The organism is Rhodoligotrophos defluvii, assembly GCF_005281615.1.
In the GTDB taxonomy this organism is placed as follows: Bacteria; Pseudomonadota; Alphaproteobacteria; order Rhizobiales; family Im1; genus Rhodoligotrophos; species Rhodoligotrophos defluvii.
In genome coordinates this window covers 433,412-449,724 of the sequence record NZ_SZZM01000003.1, presented here as the reverse complement: position 1 = coordinate 449,724, position 16,313 = coordinate 433,412, and the positions used below count along the sequence as shown (strand labels likewise).

General features: G+C 64.9%; 15 protein-coding genes and 1 tRNA gene. 13 read left to right on the top strand and 3 right to left on the bottom strand.

Annotated features, from left to right (window positions below; translation table 11 throughout):
• Positions 1-132: 132 nt before the first annotated feature.
• The 5 genes from E4P09_RS16400 to E4P09_RS16380 all read left to right on the top strand — a co-directional run bounded on the left by E4P09_RS16400 (position 133) and on the right by E4P09_RS16380 (position 2,035).
• On the top strand, positions 133-339 hold the full coding sequence (locus tag E4P09_RS16400; protein ID WP_137390674.1) for a NepR family anti-sigma factor: 207 nt from the start codon (positions 133-135) through the stop codon (positions 337-339).
• Positions 336-908, top strand: a complete 573-nt coding sequence (locus E4P09_RS16395) for a sigma-70 family RNA polymerase sigma factor (RefSeq protein ID WP_137390673.1) — start codon at positions 336-338, stop codon at positions 906-908. Before E4P09_RS16400 ends, E4P09_RS16395 begins: the two co-directional genes overlap by 4 nt.
• A gap of 138 nt (positions 909-1,046) precedes the next feature.
• Positions 1,047-1,304 carry a hypothetical protein gene (locus tag E4P09_RS16390; RefSeq protein ID WP_137390672.1) on the top strand — a complete coding sequence of 86 codons (258 nt, stop codon included), beginning with the start codon at positions 1,047-1,049 and terminating at the stop codon, positions 1,302-1,304.
• 133 nt (positions 1,305-1,437) lie between these two features.
• Entirely contained in the window at positions 1,438-1,830 is a 393-nt protein-coding gene (locus tag E4P09_RS16385; RefSeq protein ID WP_137390671.1) for a hypothetical protein, read from the top strand.
• A 115-nt stretch (positions 1,831-1,945) separates the two neighbouring features.
• Positions 1,946-2,035: transfer RNA gene (locus tag E4P09_RS16380), tRNA-Ser, on the top strand.
• 138 nt (positions 2,036-2,173) lie between these two features.
• On the opposite strand, the gene E4P09_RS16375 is transcribed toward E4P09_RS16380, so the two are convergent.
• Complete coding sequence (locus E4P09_RS16375) at positions 2,174-3,046, bottom strand: alpha/beta fold hydrolase (RefSeq protein ID WP_137390670.1); 873 nt, start codon at positions 3,044-3,046, stop codon at positions 2,174-2,176.
• A gap of 293 nt (positions 3,047-3,339) precedes the next feature.
• Between E4P09_RS16375 and E4P09_RS16370 the strand changes: the two genes are divergently transcribed.
• The 7 genes from E4P09_RS16370 (at position 3,340) to cysG (ending at position 13,809) form a co-directional block, all read left to right on the top strand.
• Positions 3,340-3,942, top strand: coding sequence for an ANTAR domain-containing response regulator (locus E4P09_RS16370; protein ID WP_137390669.1), 603 nt, complete (start codon positions 3,340-3,342; stop codon positions 3,940-3,942).
• Entirely contained in the window at positions 3,939-5,147 is a 1,209-nt protein-coding gene (locus E4P09_RS16365; protein ID WP_137390668.1) for a CmpA/NrtA family ABC transporter substrate-binding protein, read from the top strand. The genes E4P09_RS16370 and E4P09_RS16365 overlap by 4 nt, the downstream gene beginning before the upstream one ends.
• 365 nt (positions 5,148-5,512) lie before the next feature.
• Positions 5,513-6,817: an MFS transporter gene (locus E4P09_RS16360; protein WP_137390667.1), complete on the top strand. Its 1,305-nt coding sequence runs from the start codon at positions 5,513-5,515 to the stop codon at positions 6,815-6,817.
• 18 nt (positions 6,818-6,835) lie between these two features.
• Positions 6,836-9,286 carry a nitrite reductase large subunit NirB gene (gene nirB / locus E4P09_RS16355; protein ID WP_137390666.1) on the top strand — a complete coding sequence of 817 codons (2,451 nt, stop codon included), beginning with the start codon at positions 6,836-6,838 and terminating at the stop codon, positions 9,284-9,286.
• Positions 9,287-9,291: 5 nt separating this feature from the next.
• Positions 9,292-9,618, top strand: coding sequence for a nitrite reductase small subunit NirD (nirD, locus tag E4P09_RS16350; protein ID WP_137390665.1), 327 nt, complete (start codon positions 9,292-9,294; stop codon positions 9,616-9,618).
• 5 nt (positions 9,619-9,623) lie between these two features.
• Complete coding sequence (locus tag E4P09_RS16345) at positions 9,624-12,299, top strand: nitrate reductase (RefSeq protein ID WP_137390664.1); 2,676 nt, start codon at positions 9,624-9,626, stop codon at positions 12,297-12,299.
• Positions 12,271-13,809, top strand: a complete 1,539-nt coding sequence (gene cysG / locus E4P09_RS16340; protein WP_137390663.1) for a siroheme synthase CysG — start codon at positions 12,271-12,273, stop codon at positions 13,807-13,809. Before E4P09_RS16345 ends, cysG begins: the two co-directional genes overlap by 29 nt.
• Here cysG and E4P09_RS16335 read toward each other — a convergent pair.
• Positions 13,806-14,663, bottom strand: coding sequence for a LysR family transcriptional regulator (locus E4P09_RS16335; protein ID WP_137390662.1), 858 nt, complete (start codon positions 14,661-14,663; stop codon positions 13,806-13,808). The genes cysG and E4P09_RS16335 overlap by 4 nt on opposite strands.
• A 94-nt stretch (positions 14,664-14,757) precedes the next feature.
• On the opposite strand from E4P09_RS16335, the gene E4P09_RS16330 reads away from it, so the two are divergent.
• Positions 14,758-15,135 carry a tautomerase family protein gene (locus E4P09_RS16330; RefSeq protein WP_137390661.1) on the top strand — a complete coding sequence of 126 codons (378 nt, stop codon included), beginning with the start codon at positions 14,758-14,760 and terminating at the stop codon, positions 15,133-15,135.
• Positions 15,136-15,144: 9 nt separating this feature from the next.
• Here E4P09_RS16330 and E4P09_RS16325 read toward each other — a convergent pair whose 3' ends face one another.
• A complete protein-coding gene (locus E4P09_RS16325) occupies positions 15,145-16,044 on the bottom strand; it encodes an alpha/beta fold hydrolase (protein WP_239025234.1) in 900 nt (299 codons plus the stop codon).
• Positions 16,045-16,313 lie beyond the last annotated feature (269 nt).

Here is a 16,313-nt window from a genome sequence, read left to right as displayed (position 1 = left end):
TTCCCGAAGATCGTGGAACCGCTTCGGCAGACCCGGCGTTTAGTTCTACCAGTGGGGCGGGTGAACCCAGGCCTGGATATCAGGGGGCCCTTACGACAATGGACGAAGATGGTGACAAGGGAAAATGATGAGATGGGGGCAAACGTCGATCCCTCTACCACCCTCGACCGGCGCGGCGGCGAAGAAGGGCTGCCCGGCGTGGACAAGAAGATACAGGAGCGGCTCGGACGCCAGCTCAAGGCACTTTACGACGATGTCGTCAAGCAACCGATCCCGGACCGTCTGCTGAGCCTGATCGCTCAGCTGGAAAAACAGAAAAATGGGCCGGAGGAAGAATGACGGTGTCGGGTAACTTACGGTCGCTGTTGATTGGCCAGATCCCCAATCTGCGCGCCTTTGCCTATTCGCTATGCGGCAATGGCGACGAGGCGGACGATCTGGTCCAGGAAACGCTGATGCGCTCGTGGGCCAATATCGAGAGCTTCGAGGAGGGGACCAATCTCCGCGCCTGGCTGTTCACGATCCTGCGCAATGCGTTCTATTCGGAGCGGCGGCGACGCCGCAATGAGGTCGACAACGGCGAGGGGGAGGCCGAGGCGCGCCTGGTCGATATTCCACGCCAGGACAGCCATATGGACTTCCAGGACTTCCGCGAGGCGCTCGCCGACTTGCCGGAGGAGCAGCGCGAGGCGCTCATCCTGGTGGGGGCATCCGGCTTCTCCTATGAAGAGGCGGCGGAGATCTGCGGCTGCCGGGTGGGCACCGTCAAGAGCCGCGTCAGCCGCGCCCGACGGCGGCTCATCGAGCTTCTGGCGCTGGAAAGCGCCGGCGAGTTCAGCAACAATCCAACGGCCGAGGCGGTGCTCGGCCTTTCCGAAAACGCGACCTCCCAGTTCCAGCGGCGGTGACATCGCCCTTTTCCGCCGGCGACTTCTTCCGATCCTGACGCAAGCGACCACCGACCAAGCGGAGCCGGGTGCAGATCAGAGCGCCTTTCGCTGAGGCATGCTTGTGCTAAGTTGCGCGGCTCGCGAACAGGAGAGGGTATGCCGATGGTCGAATGGAACAGGGATGCAGACGGCATGATCGTTCTCCGGGCGCTTGTCGGCTATGAGACCGCCGTGGTGGCGGAGACCGCCTGCGCGCTGCGGCTCGAGCATGCTTCGGGGGAGAAGGTCGCGTCCGATCTCGAAGCGCTGCAGCTGGTATTGACGTCGGCGCAAGCGCGGGCGCTTGCCGGCGCGCTCCTCCGCATGGCGGAACGGGCGGAGCAGCCACCGCCACCCGGAACCCGCACGAACTAGGCGCGCGCTGAAGCGGCTGCCGTCCTGTTGCGCTTTCTTTGCTGATCGTGCCTTCGTTTCGTGACACTATGCGAGCGTGGAGAATCAGGGGCAGGTGTTGCGGGCATCGGGCGTTCGCGGGGAAACACGAGGCATGAGACACTATGTTCTGGCGCTGGCCTTGGTGCTGGGCACTTCAGGGCTGAGCGGCTGTGGACCGTCGCTGCGCGACGAGGCCCCGGCGCACAGCTGGGTGGCCAAGCGCAGCTTTGAGAGAAGCATTGCCTGCGTGGCGGAGGCGCTGGACCGCAGCTTCGGGGTGACATCGCCATTGGGCAAGCCGATCGCCCACAGGATCGTGGTCCAGGAGCCGGACGTGATCGTCAAGATCGAACCTGAGGCGACCGTGAGCCAGGGGCCCTTGGGGCGGCACAAGCCTTATCGGGTGCGCCTCATGGTTCTGGCGCAGTATGAGACGGTGATCGATCTCTACAGCTATCCGGAGTGGGACGGCCTGGTGCTGGAGGCGCTGCGGCCCTGTATGTGAACGGAGCCTGCTCCAGCCTTTGCAACCGGCGCGAGGCAATGATAGAACCCCGCGAGCCTGACCGGCTCTCGCGGGTTCGCTTCGCCGGTCCCATATACCCGTCGACATCGCCTTTGGAGGGGTGGCCGAGTGGTTTAAGGCAGCGGTCTTGAAAACCGCCGTGCGTGCAAGCGCACCGTGGGTTCGAATCCCACCCCCTCCGCCACACCTTGTTCTTTAGAGGGCTGACTTTACTGGGCCAATCGCGATCAGCTTGACGTTGTTGTTTCGCCCGTGCCCGCAGTCTTTTGCGCAGCATACCGGTTCCGCACGAGTGGAGATGTACTGCCGCCGTTGGTGATGGTCACCGAGGCGCCTGAACCCGATTGAGGAAGTCGCGGATCAGCCCGACCACCTCCTCGAGATTGGTCTCAAGCAGCCAGTGGCCGCCATCGAGCAGGTGGAGCTCAGCATCGGGAAGGTCGCGAAGATAGGCGCGAGCCGACGCTTCCGGCATGTACCCGTCCTGCGGCCCCCACACGATCAGCGTCGGCGGCCGGTTTTCGGCGAGATAGTTCCGATGGTGCGGGAACCAGGCTCGGTTCGCCTTCAGGCCCGCAAGGAGGTCAACCGCGATCTCCTTGCGTTTCGGCGTCATCAGCGACCAGTGCAGCTTCCAGAGGTCTGGAGGGATGCGCTGCGCGAGCTCCCGGCTCACGTCGTTCAGGAACTCCTCCTTGAACGTCTCCTCGCTCACGGCTTCAGCCAACTTCTCTCTCATCCGGGAGTGCGGCAGCTCCCATGTCTGCTCGATCTCAGCGTATTTCGCGCCGAGCGCGTCCTCGTAGGGCACGTCGCCGTTTTGGATGATGAGGGCCGTTACGCGCTCCGGCGCCTTGATTGCCAAGCGCACGCCGATGGGCGAGCCGAAGTCGTGAAGATAGAGCGCGAAACTTACGATGCCGAGTGCCTCCACGAAGCCATCGAGGAAGTCGGCATAGCCGTCAAAACTGTAGTCGAAGTCGTCGGGCGTGGCGCTGTAGCCGAAGCCGGGATAGTCGGGCGCGAGTAGCCGCCAGCGGTCGGCCAATCGCGGCATGAGGTTCCGGAACTCGTATGACGAGCAAGGATAGCCATGTGGAAGCAGGACCACGGGCGCGTCGTCCGGTCCTGCCTCGCGGTAGAACGTGTCGACCTCACCGACCACGATGCGACGGTGCCTCACGCGTGCGTCCATGCCGATCTCCTTGCTTGCTCCTCCAGGGCATGCCCTTCGCAGGTCCTGGACTGCGTGAACCATCCGCCCGCGACCCATAACACTCTGGTGGCCCAAAAGTTGAACCGGGGGTTCTTTTTTCTTCCATGTCCATGGCAAGAGCCGCGGTTCCACTCCCGGCCCAATGAGGGCCGTAGGCACTTGCGACCTAGCAGATTTGAGCGCTGCCTTCCCTCACGCAAATCAGCCAAGCCCCATCGCGTAACCTGCTATTTGACTTGCACCGTTGATATTGGCAGGCAAAGAGAGAGTGCATGGACCCGACCTCTCTCAGGATCTTGATCATTGACGAAAACCGCATTCGTGCGGCCATCATCGAGGAGGGATTGCGCGAGGCTGGTCACGCGCAGGTAACAGCGATCCACGATGTTACCGGCATCGCACGGCGCATTGCCGAGACAGAGCCGGACGTGATCGTCATCGATCTGGAGAATCCTAATCGCGACATGCTCGAAAGCATGTTCCAGCTCACCCGGGCCGTAAAGCGCCCGATTGCCATGTTCGTCGACCGGTCCGACCGCGCGTCCATAGAGGCGGCGGTAGATGCGGGCGTGTCCGCCTATGTGGTCGATGGTCTGCGTAAGGAGCGCGTCAAGCCGATCCTGGACATGGCGATCAGCCGCTTCAACGCCTTCTCGCGCATGGCGCGCGAGCTCGAGGAAGCGCGCACCCAGCTGGAGAACCGCAGACTGGTCGAGCGTGCAAAGGGGATCCTCATGAAATCGCGCGGGCTCTCCGAGCAGGACGCCTATGCGCTGCTGCGCAGGACGGCGATGAACCAAAACCGCAAGATCAGCGAGATCGCGCAGAGCCTCATCATGGCGGCGGGATTGCTCGCACCGGGGGACGACACATGACGGCGAGCCATCGCGTCACGGCCGGCTTCCTACCGCTGCTCGACAGCGCGCTGCTCGTCGTCGCGCGTGAAGGAGGTTTTGCCGAAGCAGAAGGCCTCGAGCTCGTGCTCGTCCGCGAGAACTCTTGGGCGAGCATTCGCGATCGGCTCGCCGTCGGGCATTTCGATGTCGCGCATATGCTGGCGCCGATGCCGATCGCATTCAATCTCGGCCTTGCCCCTCTGGCCACACGTACCATTGCGCCCTTAGCCATGGGTCTTGGCGGGAATGCGGTCACGGTCTCGCGCGCCCTATGGGCCGCGATGAGGGACAATGGCGCCGGTCCCGGTTTCGAGGCGCTTTCGAACGGAGCGGCACTCAAGCGCGCCGTCGACGCCCGCGGGGACAGGGAACGCCTCCGCTTCGCCGTCGTCCACCCTCATTCCGGCCACAATTACGAACTGCGCTACTGGTTGGCGGGCTGCGGCATCGCCCCCGACCGCGATGTGGAGATCGTCATCGTTCCGCCGCCGCTGATGGCGGATGCGTTGGAAGCCGGCCGCATCGACGGCTACTGCGTCGGCGAACCCTGGAACACGGCCGCCGTCGCAAGGAGGGTCGGGCGCATTGCAACGGTCAAGGCGGCCATCTGGCGATCGAGCCCCGAAAAAGTGCTCGGTGTCTCAGCCTCCTGGGCAGATGCGAACCCGGATGCCCTCGCCGCGCTGCTCAGAGCGCTCTACCGCGCCGCCCAGTGGTGTGGTGACGCGGCGAACCACCAGGCGCTAGCGGAGCTTCTTTCACGACCCGACTATGTGGGATGCCCCGCCGAATGGCTTCGCCCGGCGCTCTCCGGCGAGATCGAGGCGGGCGATGACAGCACCGTGATCGCGGCCGACTTCTTCATACCGCACGCGCGCGCGGCGACCTTTCCGTGGAAGAGCCACGCTCTTTGGTTCTACAGCCAGATGGTGCGCTGGGGGCAGATTGAGGCAAGCGCCGCGCATGAGGCGGTCGCGCGCGACACGTATCGGCCGGAGATCTATCGCACAGTGCTCAAGTCGCTCGGCGTGGCGCTGCCCGGCGCCAACGCCAAGGTCGAGGGCGCGCTGCAAACCCCCATGCCCGTCGGTTCCGCCGGCGCGAGCCTCCTTCTCGGTCCCGACGGTTTCTTCGACGGCAAGACCTTCGATCCAGACCGGCTGGACGATTATTTAGCGATGTGACGCAGCGGCTGAATGTTCCGCGTACCCTGCCGCCCTATGGTGCGCTGCACAAATATTGTGCGCGCATTGCGAGAAAAACTGGCAGGCTTTTGGCTGCGCAGGCGAGGCCTACGAGGTTCTTACCTGATAAACGCCTGATTTCAAAGACTATTCGTCTCCACGCCGGAGCTGGCACGGTTTCTGCGTGGTAATCGCTGGGCCCAACGATGGGCCATCATATTCGCGTCCAAGGGCGGGCGCTCCAGGCAAAGCTGCCGATCAGGTCAATTCGCGATCCCGCTTGCGTGGGATGCGGGCGACCTGGCCGGCGGCTTTTTCTTTTCAGCCAAGCGCAGCGCCGCCTCGTGCCGCTCAAGGAGCCAGCGATGAGCCAAATCACCGAAGCCGTGCCTGTTCCCGAACCTTCCGCAACGCGCACCCTCTCGCTGTCCACCATCGCCTTCACCGTGTGCTTCGCCGTGTGGACGATCTTCTCCATTATCGGCGTTCGCATCAAAGATGCGCTCGGCCTGACCGACACCGAATTCGGTGTCCTGGTCGGCACGCCGATCCTGACCGGGTCACTGGTGCGCATCCTGCTCGGCGTCTGGACGGACCGGCTGGGCGGCCGGCTGGTCTATACCGGCACCATGCTGGCCGCCGCGCTCGCGACCTTTTTGCTCGCCTTCGCCAGCACGTTCGCGGAGCTGCTGCTAGCGGCACTTGGCGTGGGTCTCGCCGGCGGGTCTTTCGCCGTCGGTGTCGCCTATGTCTCGCGGTTCTATACCGCCGAAAGACAGGGGACGGCGCTCGGGATCTTCGGCGTCGGCAATGTCGGCGCCGCCGTCACCAAGTTTGCAGCGCCTTTCGTGCTCCTCGCCTGGGGCTGGCAGACCGTGGCGCTGATCTGGGCGGCCGCGCTGGCGATCATGGCCATCGTGTTCTGGTTCACCACCGAAGACGATCCGGTGATCCGCCGCCGGCGGCTATCGGGCACGGGGCAAACACGTAGCTTCGCTGGCGAGTTCGCGCCACTCGCCGACATGCGGGTGTGGCGCTTTGCTTTCTACTACTTCTTCGCGTTCGGCGCCTTCGTCGCACTGGCGCTCTGGCTGCCGCGCTACCTCGTCGGCGTATACGGCTTCGATCTCGCCACCGCCGGCATGATCGGGGCGGCCTACTCGGTTCCCGCCTCCATCTTTCGCGCCTATGGCGGCGTCCTGTCGGACCGCATCGGGGCGCGAACGGTTCTCTACTGGACCTTCTCGGTCTGCGCGGTCTGCTGCGCGTTGCTGTCCCTGCCGGCGGCCGACTATACGGTCCAGGGCATCAACGGCGCGATCAGCTTCCGCTTCGCGATAGGCCCCACGGCCTTCGTCATCATCGCCTTCGTGCTCGGCTTGTTCATGAGCCTCGGCAAGGCCGCGGTCTACAAGCACATTCCCGTCTACTACCCCGACAATGTCGGTGCGGTGGGCGGCCTCGTCGGCATGATCGGCGGTCTCGGCGGCTTCGTTCTGCCGATCCTGTTTGGCGCGCTCAACGACCTGACAGGCATCTGGTCGAGCTGCTTCCTGCTGCTGTTCCTCATCACCGCCGCTTGCCTGGCCTGGATGCATGGCGCGATCCGGCGGATGGAACGAAGGACCGCCGCCGATCGGACCGACATGCTCGCCCCCGCAGCGGAATGAGAGAGAAGGACCACGCCCATGACCGAACGACTCGTCATCATCGGCAACGGCATGGCCCCCGGTCGCATGCTGGAGCACCTGCTGGATGCCGCACCCGACCGCTACGCCATAACCATCTTCAACGCTGAGCCGCGCGTAAACTACGACCGCATCATGCTGTCGCCGGTCCTCTCGGGCGAGAAGGCCTTTGAGGAAATCGTCATTCACGGCGACGGGTGGTACATCGCCAACGGCATTACCCTGTATAAGGGGCACCGCATCGTCGCGATCGACCGCGCCGCCAAGACGGTGACCTCCGACCAGGGCGTGACCGAAGCCTATGACAGGCTCGTCATTGCCACGGGCTCGGTGCCGTTCATTCTGCCGGTGCCGGGGAAGGATCTGCCCGGCGTGTTGACCTACCGCGATCTCGACGATGTCAACGCGATGCTGCTCGCAGCGCAATCGCGCGAGAAGGCCGTAGTGATCGGCGGCGGACTGCTCGGGCTCGAAGCCGCTGCGGGCCTCAAGGAGCGCGGCATGGACGTGACCGTGCTGCACGTCATGCCAACGCTGATGGAACGTCAACTCGACCCGGCGGCCGGCTACCTCCTTCAGAAAGCCATAGAGGCACGCGGCATCAAGGTCGTGACCAAGGCCGACACGAAAGCCATATTCGGCAACGGCCGGGTCGAGGGCGTGCAGCTGGCCGACGGTTCCGTCATTCCGGCAACCCTCGTGGTCATGGCGGTGGGCATCCGGCCGAACGTCGCGCTCGCCCAGGAGGCGGCTCTCGAGGTCAATCGCGGCATTGTCACCGATGACCGTATGCAGACCTCCGATCCGGACATCCTGGCCATCGGAGAATGTGCCGAAGTAGGCGGCAACGTCTACGGTCTCGTCGCCCCTCTATACGAAATGGCGCGCGTAGCAGCGGCCACACTTGCGGGCTCAGGGGATCGTCGCTTCGTCCATGTGGAGACGCCGACCAGGCTCAAGGTCACCGGCATAGACCTGTTTTCGCTTGGCGACTTCGCCGACGGCGATAACCGCGAGGAGATCGTGCTGCGCGACGCCTCGGCCGGGGTCTACAAGCGCGTGGTCCTTCAGGAGAACCGCATCATCGGCGCGGTGCTGTTCGGAGACACGTCTGACGGCGCCTGGTTCACCGATCTGCAGAAGAAGCAGACGGACATATCCGAGATGCGCGAGACGCTGATCTTCGGTCAGGCATTTCAGGGGAGCGCCTCGCCGGACCCTTTGGCCGCCGTTGCGGCCTTGGCGGATGACGCGGAAATCTGCGGCTGCAACGGCGTATGCAAGGGCAAGATTGTCTCGACCATCACGGGCAAGGGCCTGACGACCCTGGACGATGTGCGCGCACACACGAAGGCCTCGGCATCCTGCGGCTCATGCACCGGCCTGGTCGAAAAGCTGATGTCGCTGACGCTCGGCGCGAGCTACAGTCCGGCAGCGATCCAGCCGATGTGCTCGTGCACTAGTTTGGGCCATGACGAGGTTCGCCGGCTCATCAAGGCGCGGCGTCTCAAGTCCATCCCCGCCGTCATGCAGGAGCTGGAGTGGACGACCTCGTGCGGCTGCGCTAAATGCCGGCCGGCGCTCAACTATTACCTCATGGCGGAATGGCCGGACGAGTACGCGGATGACTACCAGTCCCGCTTCGTCAATGAGCGCGTGCACGCGAACATCCAGAAGGACGGCACCTATTCCGTCGTCCCACGGATGTGGGGTGGGGTCACGTCCGCGAAGGAGCTGCGTGCCATTGCCGATGTGGTCGACAAGTTCGCCATCCCGACCGTGAAGGTGACCGGCGGGCAGCGCATCGATATGTTGGGCATTCGCAAGGAGGACCTGCCTGCCGTCTGGGCCGATCTCGGCAAAGCGGGATTCGTCTCGGGCCATGCTTATGCCAAAGGACTGCGCACGGTGAAGACCTGTGTCGGCTCGGATTGGTGCCGCTTCGGGACGCAGGACTCCACCGGTCTCGGCATCCGCCTGGAGAAGTTCATGTGGGGGTCCTGGACCCCCGCCAAGGTCAAGATGGCGGTGTCGGGCTGTCCGCGAAACTGCGCCGAGGCGACCTGCAAGGACATCGGTGTGGTTTGCGTCGAGTCCGGTTTCGAAATCCATTTCGCGGGTGCCGCCGGCCTCGACATCAAGGGTACCGAGGTGCTCGGCCAAGTGAAGACGGAGGACGAGGCGGTTGAGGTGATCGTGGCACTGACCCAGATGTATCGCGAGCAGGCCCGCTATCTCGAGCGCATCTACAAATGGGCGAAGCGCGTCGGTTACGACGAGATTCGCCGTCAGATCATGGACGACACCTCCCGTCGCAGGGCGTTCTACGAGCGGTTCGTCTTCAGCCAGAAGTTTGCCCAGGTCGATCCGTGGGCCGAGCGCGTCTCGGGCAAGGACCAGCACGAATTCAGGCCGCTCGCCAGGATCCCCGCTCAAAAGGCGGCAGAGTGAAGAGCATGACCTGGTTCGATGTTGGCATGCTCGAGGATATTCCGCGGCGGGGTGCGCGGTGCGTGATCACGCCGCTGGGCCGCATCGGCGTTTTCCGCACGGCTGACGACAGGGTCTTCGCCATCGAGGATCACTGTCCACACCGCGGCGGGCCGCTCAGCCAGGGGATCGTCCATGGCGCTTCTGTGACCTGTCCCCTGCACAATTGGGTGATCTCGCTCGAAACCGGCGAGGTGCAAGGCGCGGATCAAGGCTCGGTCAACACCATTCCGGTGCGGGTCGAGAACGGCCGGATCTCGGTCGCGCTGGAACCGAACGCCGTGGCGGAGTGATGGTGATGGGCATGGAGCCGGCAATCGAGACGAGGACCACCTGCCCCTATTGCGGCGTGGGTTGCGGCCTGCTGACCCGTGTGGCGGCGGATGGTTCGGTGTCCGTCCGCGGAGACCCCGACCATCCTGCGAATTTCGGCAGGTTGTGCTCGAAAGGTGCAGCGCTCGGCGAGACGACCGGCCTGGAAGGACGCGTGCTTTTCCCGGAAATCGGCGGGTGGCAGGCGAGCTGGGACGAGTCGCTCGATCTGGTGGCGAGACGTTTCAGCGAAGCCATCGCTCGGCATGGTCCGGACGCCGTCGCCTTCTACGTCTCCGGGCAACTGCTGACCGAGGACTACTACGTCGCCAACAAGCTGATGAAGGGGTTCATCGGCTCCGCCAATATCGATACCAATTCGCGGCTCTGCATGGCATCGAGCGTGGCGGGGCACCGGCGCGCTTTCGGCGAGGACATCGTCCCAGGCATCTATGAGGATTTCGAGCAAGCCGATCTGGTCGTGCTCACCGGCTCCAACACCGCCTGGTGCCATCCAGTGCTCTACCAGCGGCTTCTTTCGGCGCGGCGCGAGCGCGGCACGAAGATAGTCGTTGTCGACCCGCGCCGGACGGCAACGACTGACGAATGCGACCTGCATCTCGCCATAGATCCGGGCATGGACGTCCTGCTGTTCAATGGGCTGCTCGTGCATCTCACGCGCAGCAACGCCATCGACCAGGACTATATCGCCCGATCGACAACGGGCTTCGCGGAGGCACTCTCCGTCGCGATGGCGGATGCGCCTTCGGTGCATGAGGTTGCAGCGCGCTGCGGGCTCGGGGCCGCCGACATACGGACCTTTTATGAGGCCTTCGCCGCGACCGAGCGCTCGATCACCGTCTACAGCCAGGGCGTGAACCAGTCGGCGCACGGTACCGACAAGGTGAACGCCATCCTCAACTGCCATCTTGCGAGCGGGCGTATCGGCCGACCTGGCTCCGGCCCATTCTCGGTCACTGGCCAGCCGAACGCCATGGGCGGGCGCGAAGTGGGCGGCCTGGCGAACCAGCTGGCAGCGCATATGGATTTCGGCGATCCTGAGGCGGTCGATCGCGTCGCGCGTTTCTGGAACGCGCCGAACATCGCCCGCTCGCCGGGACTGAAGGCTGTCGACATGTTCCGGGCCGCCGGGGACGGCCGCATCAAGGCGCTGTGGATCATGGGCACAAACCCGGTCGTCAGCATGCCCGATGCTTCACGGGTGCGTGCGGCGCTCCAGGCCTGCGACTTCGTCGTCGTCTCCGACGTCACCCGCACCGACACCACCCGTTTCGCTGATGTGCTGCTGCCCGCGGCCGCTTGGGGAGAGAAGAACGGGACGGTGACGAATTCCGAACGGCGCATCTCGCGGCAACGGCCATTCCTACCCCTGCCGGGCGTGGCCCGGCCGGACTGGCACATCATATGCGATGTCGCCCGGCGCATGGGCTTCGGCGATGCATTCGCCTATGACGGGCCCACAGCCATCTTCAGCGAACACGCCGCACTCTCGGGCTTCGAGAACGATGGGCACCGCCTCTTCGACATCGGCGCGTTCGCCGCGATGGGGGAAGCGGAATACGACCGGTTCGCGCCGCGGCACTGGCCGGCGCCCTGTGATGGCGCCCGCGCGATGCGGTTGCTCGGCGCGGGGCGTTTCCCAACCCCGGACGGCCGCGCCCGGTTCATCGCTGTGCGGCAGGAAGGGTTGGCCTGCCCGGCCGATGCACGGCACCCCATCGCGCTGAATACCGGACGCTTGCGCGACCAGTGGCATACCATGATGCGGACCGGCCGCGTGCCGCGGCTGATGTCCAATGCGCCAGAGCCGACCGTGGAGATCAGTCCTGCCGATGCCGCCCTCAACGGGCTTGCCGATTGCGATCTGGTACGACTGGAAGGCCCGTGGGGCTTTGCGCGCGCCAAGGTGGTCATCACTGATGGCCAGAAGCCGGGCACGGCATTCCTGCCCATGCATTGGAGCGGGCTTTACGCGGCGAATGCCGCAGCGGGAACGCTCGCCAGCCCGATCTGCGATCCCTTTTCCGGGCAGCCCGAGCTCAAGCACGCCCCCATCAACATCCGGCGCGAAGAGGTCGCCTGGGCTGGCGTTTTGCTAAGCCGTCGCGATATTCGGCCGACGGGCTTCGTGCACTGGAGCAAGCGATCCATCGAAGCCGGCTGGCTTTATGAGCTGTGCGGCACAGAGACGCCGGACGAGGGTATCCTGCTCTCGCAACGGCTGCTCGACGGCTTCGCGCGCAACCGCCTCGTCGAATACACCGACAGGCGGGGCCGGACCTACCGGGTCGCCGCGCTGGACGAAGATGGAGCGCTCGCCGAAGCGCTGCTTGTGGCTCCAGTCGGCCAGCTGCCGCCTTGCGACTGGCTGACCGCCCTGCTTGCATCGCGGCAGCCGCTATCCCCGAAGGACCGCCTGGCGCTGCTCGCCGGCCGTTCACCGGTGCTGCTTCCTCCCATCGGCCGCGTGGTCTGTGCTTGCTTCAATGTCGGCGTCAACCAGATCGCGGACGCCGTCGCGTCGGGTTGCGCGAGCATTGAGCAAATCGGCGCGCGCCTGCGTGCCGGAACCAACTGCGGCTCGTGCCGCGTGGAGATCAGGACCCTCATCAATGCAGATCGCCTCAACGCAGCCGAGTGAGGCCGCCCCGCAAAGGATCCGTGAGCTCAGCGTCCTTCCGGTATTTCTCGACCTGGCGGGCAAGCGTGCCGTCGTGGCCGGGGGCAGCGCGGCTGCCGCCTGGAAGGCAGAGCTTCTCTGCGCTGCCGGCGCGCGCGTGGAGGTCTACGCCCCGCCGGAAGAGGTCGCGGAAGAGCTGCTGGATCTCGTCGCGCGCGGCGTGGGTGCGACGTTGATCACTACGCCATGGGACGCCGATGGTCTCCGCGGCGCGGCCTTGGCGATCGCGGACGCTCGCTCGCAGGAGGAGGCGGCTGCCTTCAGTGCCGCGGCCAGGGACGCCGGAGTTATCTGCAACATCATCGACAGGCCTGAATTCGGCCAGTTCCAGTTCGGCACGATTGTCAACCGTTCGCCCGTGGTGGTTGGCATATCGACGTCGGGCGCCGCTCCCATTCTCGCCCAAGCGATCCGCCGGAGGATCGAAGCCCTTCTGCCGCGATCCCTGGCGCAGTGGGCCGGATTCGCGCGGGACTGGCGTGATCGCGTCGCTGCGAGGCTGCAGCTTGGTTCTGTGCGCCGCGCCTTCTGGGAACGCTTCGTCGATCTAGCCTTCGGGCCGGCACCCAACGCCTCATCGCATGCTACCCTTGATCACGTGCTGGACACCGCATCAGGAACGAAGGGACACGGGCATGTGACTTTCGTCGGCGCAGGGCCGGGCGATGCCGAGCTTCTGACGCTCAGAGCCATGCGCGCGCTCCAGGCGGCCGATGTGATCCTGTTCGATGATCTTGTCTCCGGCGAAGTCCTCGAGCTCGCGAGGCGAGAGGCCAAGCGCATCCGCGTCGGCAAACGCGCTGGGCGGCCGAGCTGCGCTCAACACGAGATCAACAGCATGATGGTCGCTCTTGCCAAATCGGGAAGACGGGTCGTACGCCTCAAGTCCGGTGACCCAATGATCTTCGGTCGAGCCGGGGAGGAAATCGAGGTGCTCGAGCAGGCTGGCATCGGCTATGATGTGGTCCCCGGCATCACGGCAGCGCTGGCGATGGCGGCAAGACTCGGCGTATCGCTGACCCACCGCGACTGCGCTCGATCGGTCCGGTTTGTGACGGGTCACGCGAAGGACGGCGGCCTGCCGCGGGACATCGACTGGTCCGCGATCGCCGACCCTTCCGTCACGACGATCTTCTATATGGCTGGCCGGAAGGGCACCGAGATTTCCGCAATGCTGCATGCGCAAGGCCTGCCGGCAGAGACGCCTGTGGCGATTGCCGCCGAGATCGGACGGGCCAACGAGACCACCATGATCACCGATTTGGCCGGATTGCCCGCGTCCATCGCTGTCCTGGACCGGGAGATGACCGTCTTGATTGGCGTTGGCAGCGTATTCGGTCGACGTGCTGGATCATCTACGCGACTCCTCGGCTCGCAGCATTATGCGCCGACGGAGCAGCCTGGCCTTCGGCCGGGAAGCGCGCGACCCGTTTTGCCGATTGTCTTGAGGGGTGGCGTAGCTCACATCTAGTCGCGAACCGCGCTCCTGAAGGCGGCCGAAAGCGCGGCGAGGGCATCGCGCGGTCGGTTCTCCTTGACCCGCGAGTGCAGTATGATCGGCAAGCGCGGCAAATCGGGAAGCCCGAGCTTGGGGCCGACATCGACCGCACCGAATGGCAGCATACGCCGCGCCAAGGCAGCGATGCCGAGTCCGGCCATCACGGCGGCAGAAACCGCCGCGACGCCGCCACCAACGAACACTTCCGTCCACGGCACGCCCGCTTCGTCGAGGATCTGCCCGGCCAAGACACGCACGCCGCAGGGCTCGGGCATCGTGGCAACCGGCAGGGACTCGCCCGCGCGATGCTGCCAGCCCGGCGCCGCATACCAGCCGAATTTCTCCTCGGCCAGAATTTCCCCGTCGCTCCTCCCGGCATGCAGGCGAACGATCACCGCGTCGAACTCGCGCCGGTCGTAGCCTTGGAGCAGGTCGCCCGAGGATCCGATCCGGATTTCGATCAACAGCTTCGGGTCTTGCGCGTTCATGCGCGCGATCAGCGCCGGCAGCTCCGGCCCGGCGACGTGATCGCTGATGCCAATGGTGAGACGCTGCCGGGCCCCGGCGAAAATGGTGAAGGCGCGATCATGAACCTCCAAGAGCTCACGGGCGTGCGCGAGGAAGGCCGCGCCCTGCACCGAAAGCTCGACATATCGCGGCGTCCGCTCGACCAGCCGGCAGCCAAGCCTCTCTTCCAGCCGCTTCAGCTTCAGGCTGACCGCGGATTGGGTGGTCCGCATGGCTTCAGCCGCGCGCGTGAAGCTGCCAAGCTCGGCGATGCGGATGAATGCCTGAACGGCATCCAGGTCGAGGGGACGGCCAATCATTTTCAAACATTATCACTGATATCGTCATCTATGGAATTCAAAAATGACGATGGCAGCGGCTATGTAACCTCGTGACCAATGGAAGGAACCTGCGATGCCGCTCTCTCACATCTCGCTGCGTGCCGGCAAGCCGGACAGCTACCGGCAGGCGATTTGCGACAGCCTTTACCGCGCGCTGCGCGATGCGCTGGATGTTCCCGAAGACGACCAGTTCATGATCATCACGGAACATGAGGGCGCGAATTTCCGCTATGGCGCCGCCTTTGGCATAGCGCGCAGCGATGATCTCGTTTTCATCCAGATCACGGTGTTCAACACGCGCACCTCAGACCAAAAGAAGGCGCTATTCCGGCAGATTGCGGAGCTTCTTGGCCAAAGCCCCGGCATTCGGCCGGAGGATGTATTCGTGACCCTTACCGAGTCCGCGAAAGAGAACTGGTCCGTCGGCCACGGACTTGCGCAATTCGCCTAATGGAAGGGCTCAACCGAGCCTCGCGAAGAATTCGCCCAGCCGGTCCGCCGTGACTTCGGGGATCTCCTCGGGGAAGAAGTGGCCGGCGTCCAGGGCCTGGCCTGAAACGTCCGCGGCCCAGGCGCGCCATATGGCCAGCGGGCCGCCGCTCTCCGCATACCACGTCTCCAGCGCCCCCTTGCCGCTCCATAGCGCGAGCACCGGACAGGCGATGTGTCGGCCCGCGTGGCGGTCCGTCGCATCATGGGCGTGGTCCAGAGTGGCCGCCGCCCGATATTCCTCGCAAATGGCGTGGATATGCACGGGATCGCTCAGCGCCGCGGTATAGGCCGCGCGCACGTCGGCGGTAAAGGCCCGCGGCGGCGAGCCCCAGGCGCTGAGCGCGTCGTCGATGATCGCATCGGGCGCGGCGGCGATCAGCCGTTCCGGCAGGGGCTGCGGCTGGGCGAGGAGCGACCACGGCCAGAACGCCAAGGCGAAGCGCTTGTCCGCGCGCTCCCATGCATCCGCAGTGGGCACGATGTCGAGCACGGCGAGCCGGTCGACCCGCTCGGGGTGGTCGAGCGCAAGCCTGTAGGCAACCCGCCCGCCGCGATCGTGGCCGGCGACGGCAAAGCGGGGAAAGCCGAGCTGCTCCATGACGGACGCCATCTCCTCAGCCATGGCCCGCTTGGCATAGGGGCCGTGATCGGGCGCCGATGGCGGACAACCACTGCGGCCGTAGCCGCGGAGATCCGGACAGACGACGGTGAAGCGCGACGCCAACAACGGCGCCACGAACCGCCACATCAGATGCGTCTGGGGGAAGCCGTGCAACAGGAGCAAAGGCGGGCCTGCGCCGTGCTGACGCAGAAAGACCGGTGTCCCCTTGGGACTGACCTCAATCGTCGCGAAATCGTCGAATGTCACGAGGTCCGCCTCCCGATGACGCCCTGGCGCCTCGATTTGCCCCCAGTTCACCGCCGCCTGGATGAATTCCCGCCGCGATCGACGCCTGAACTTGCTCCCGCACATAAACCAACGGAGGTTCACATGGGTTTCTTCGATGGCCTCATCGATTTGATACCGCGCCGGAATGGGCAATCTGATCAGTCGGATCGTGCCGAAGAGGTGCATTCCGTTCCGGCTGGACCAGACGCAGAGCGCCCGGAACCATCCGAGAGCGCGTCCGACATCGA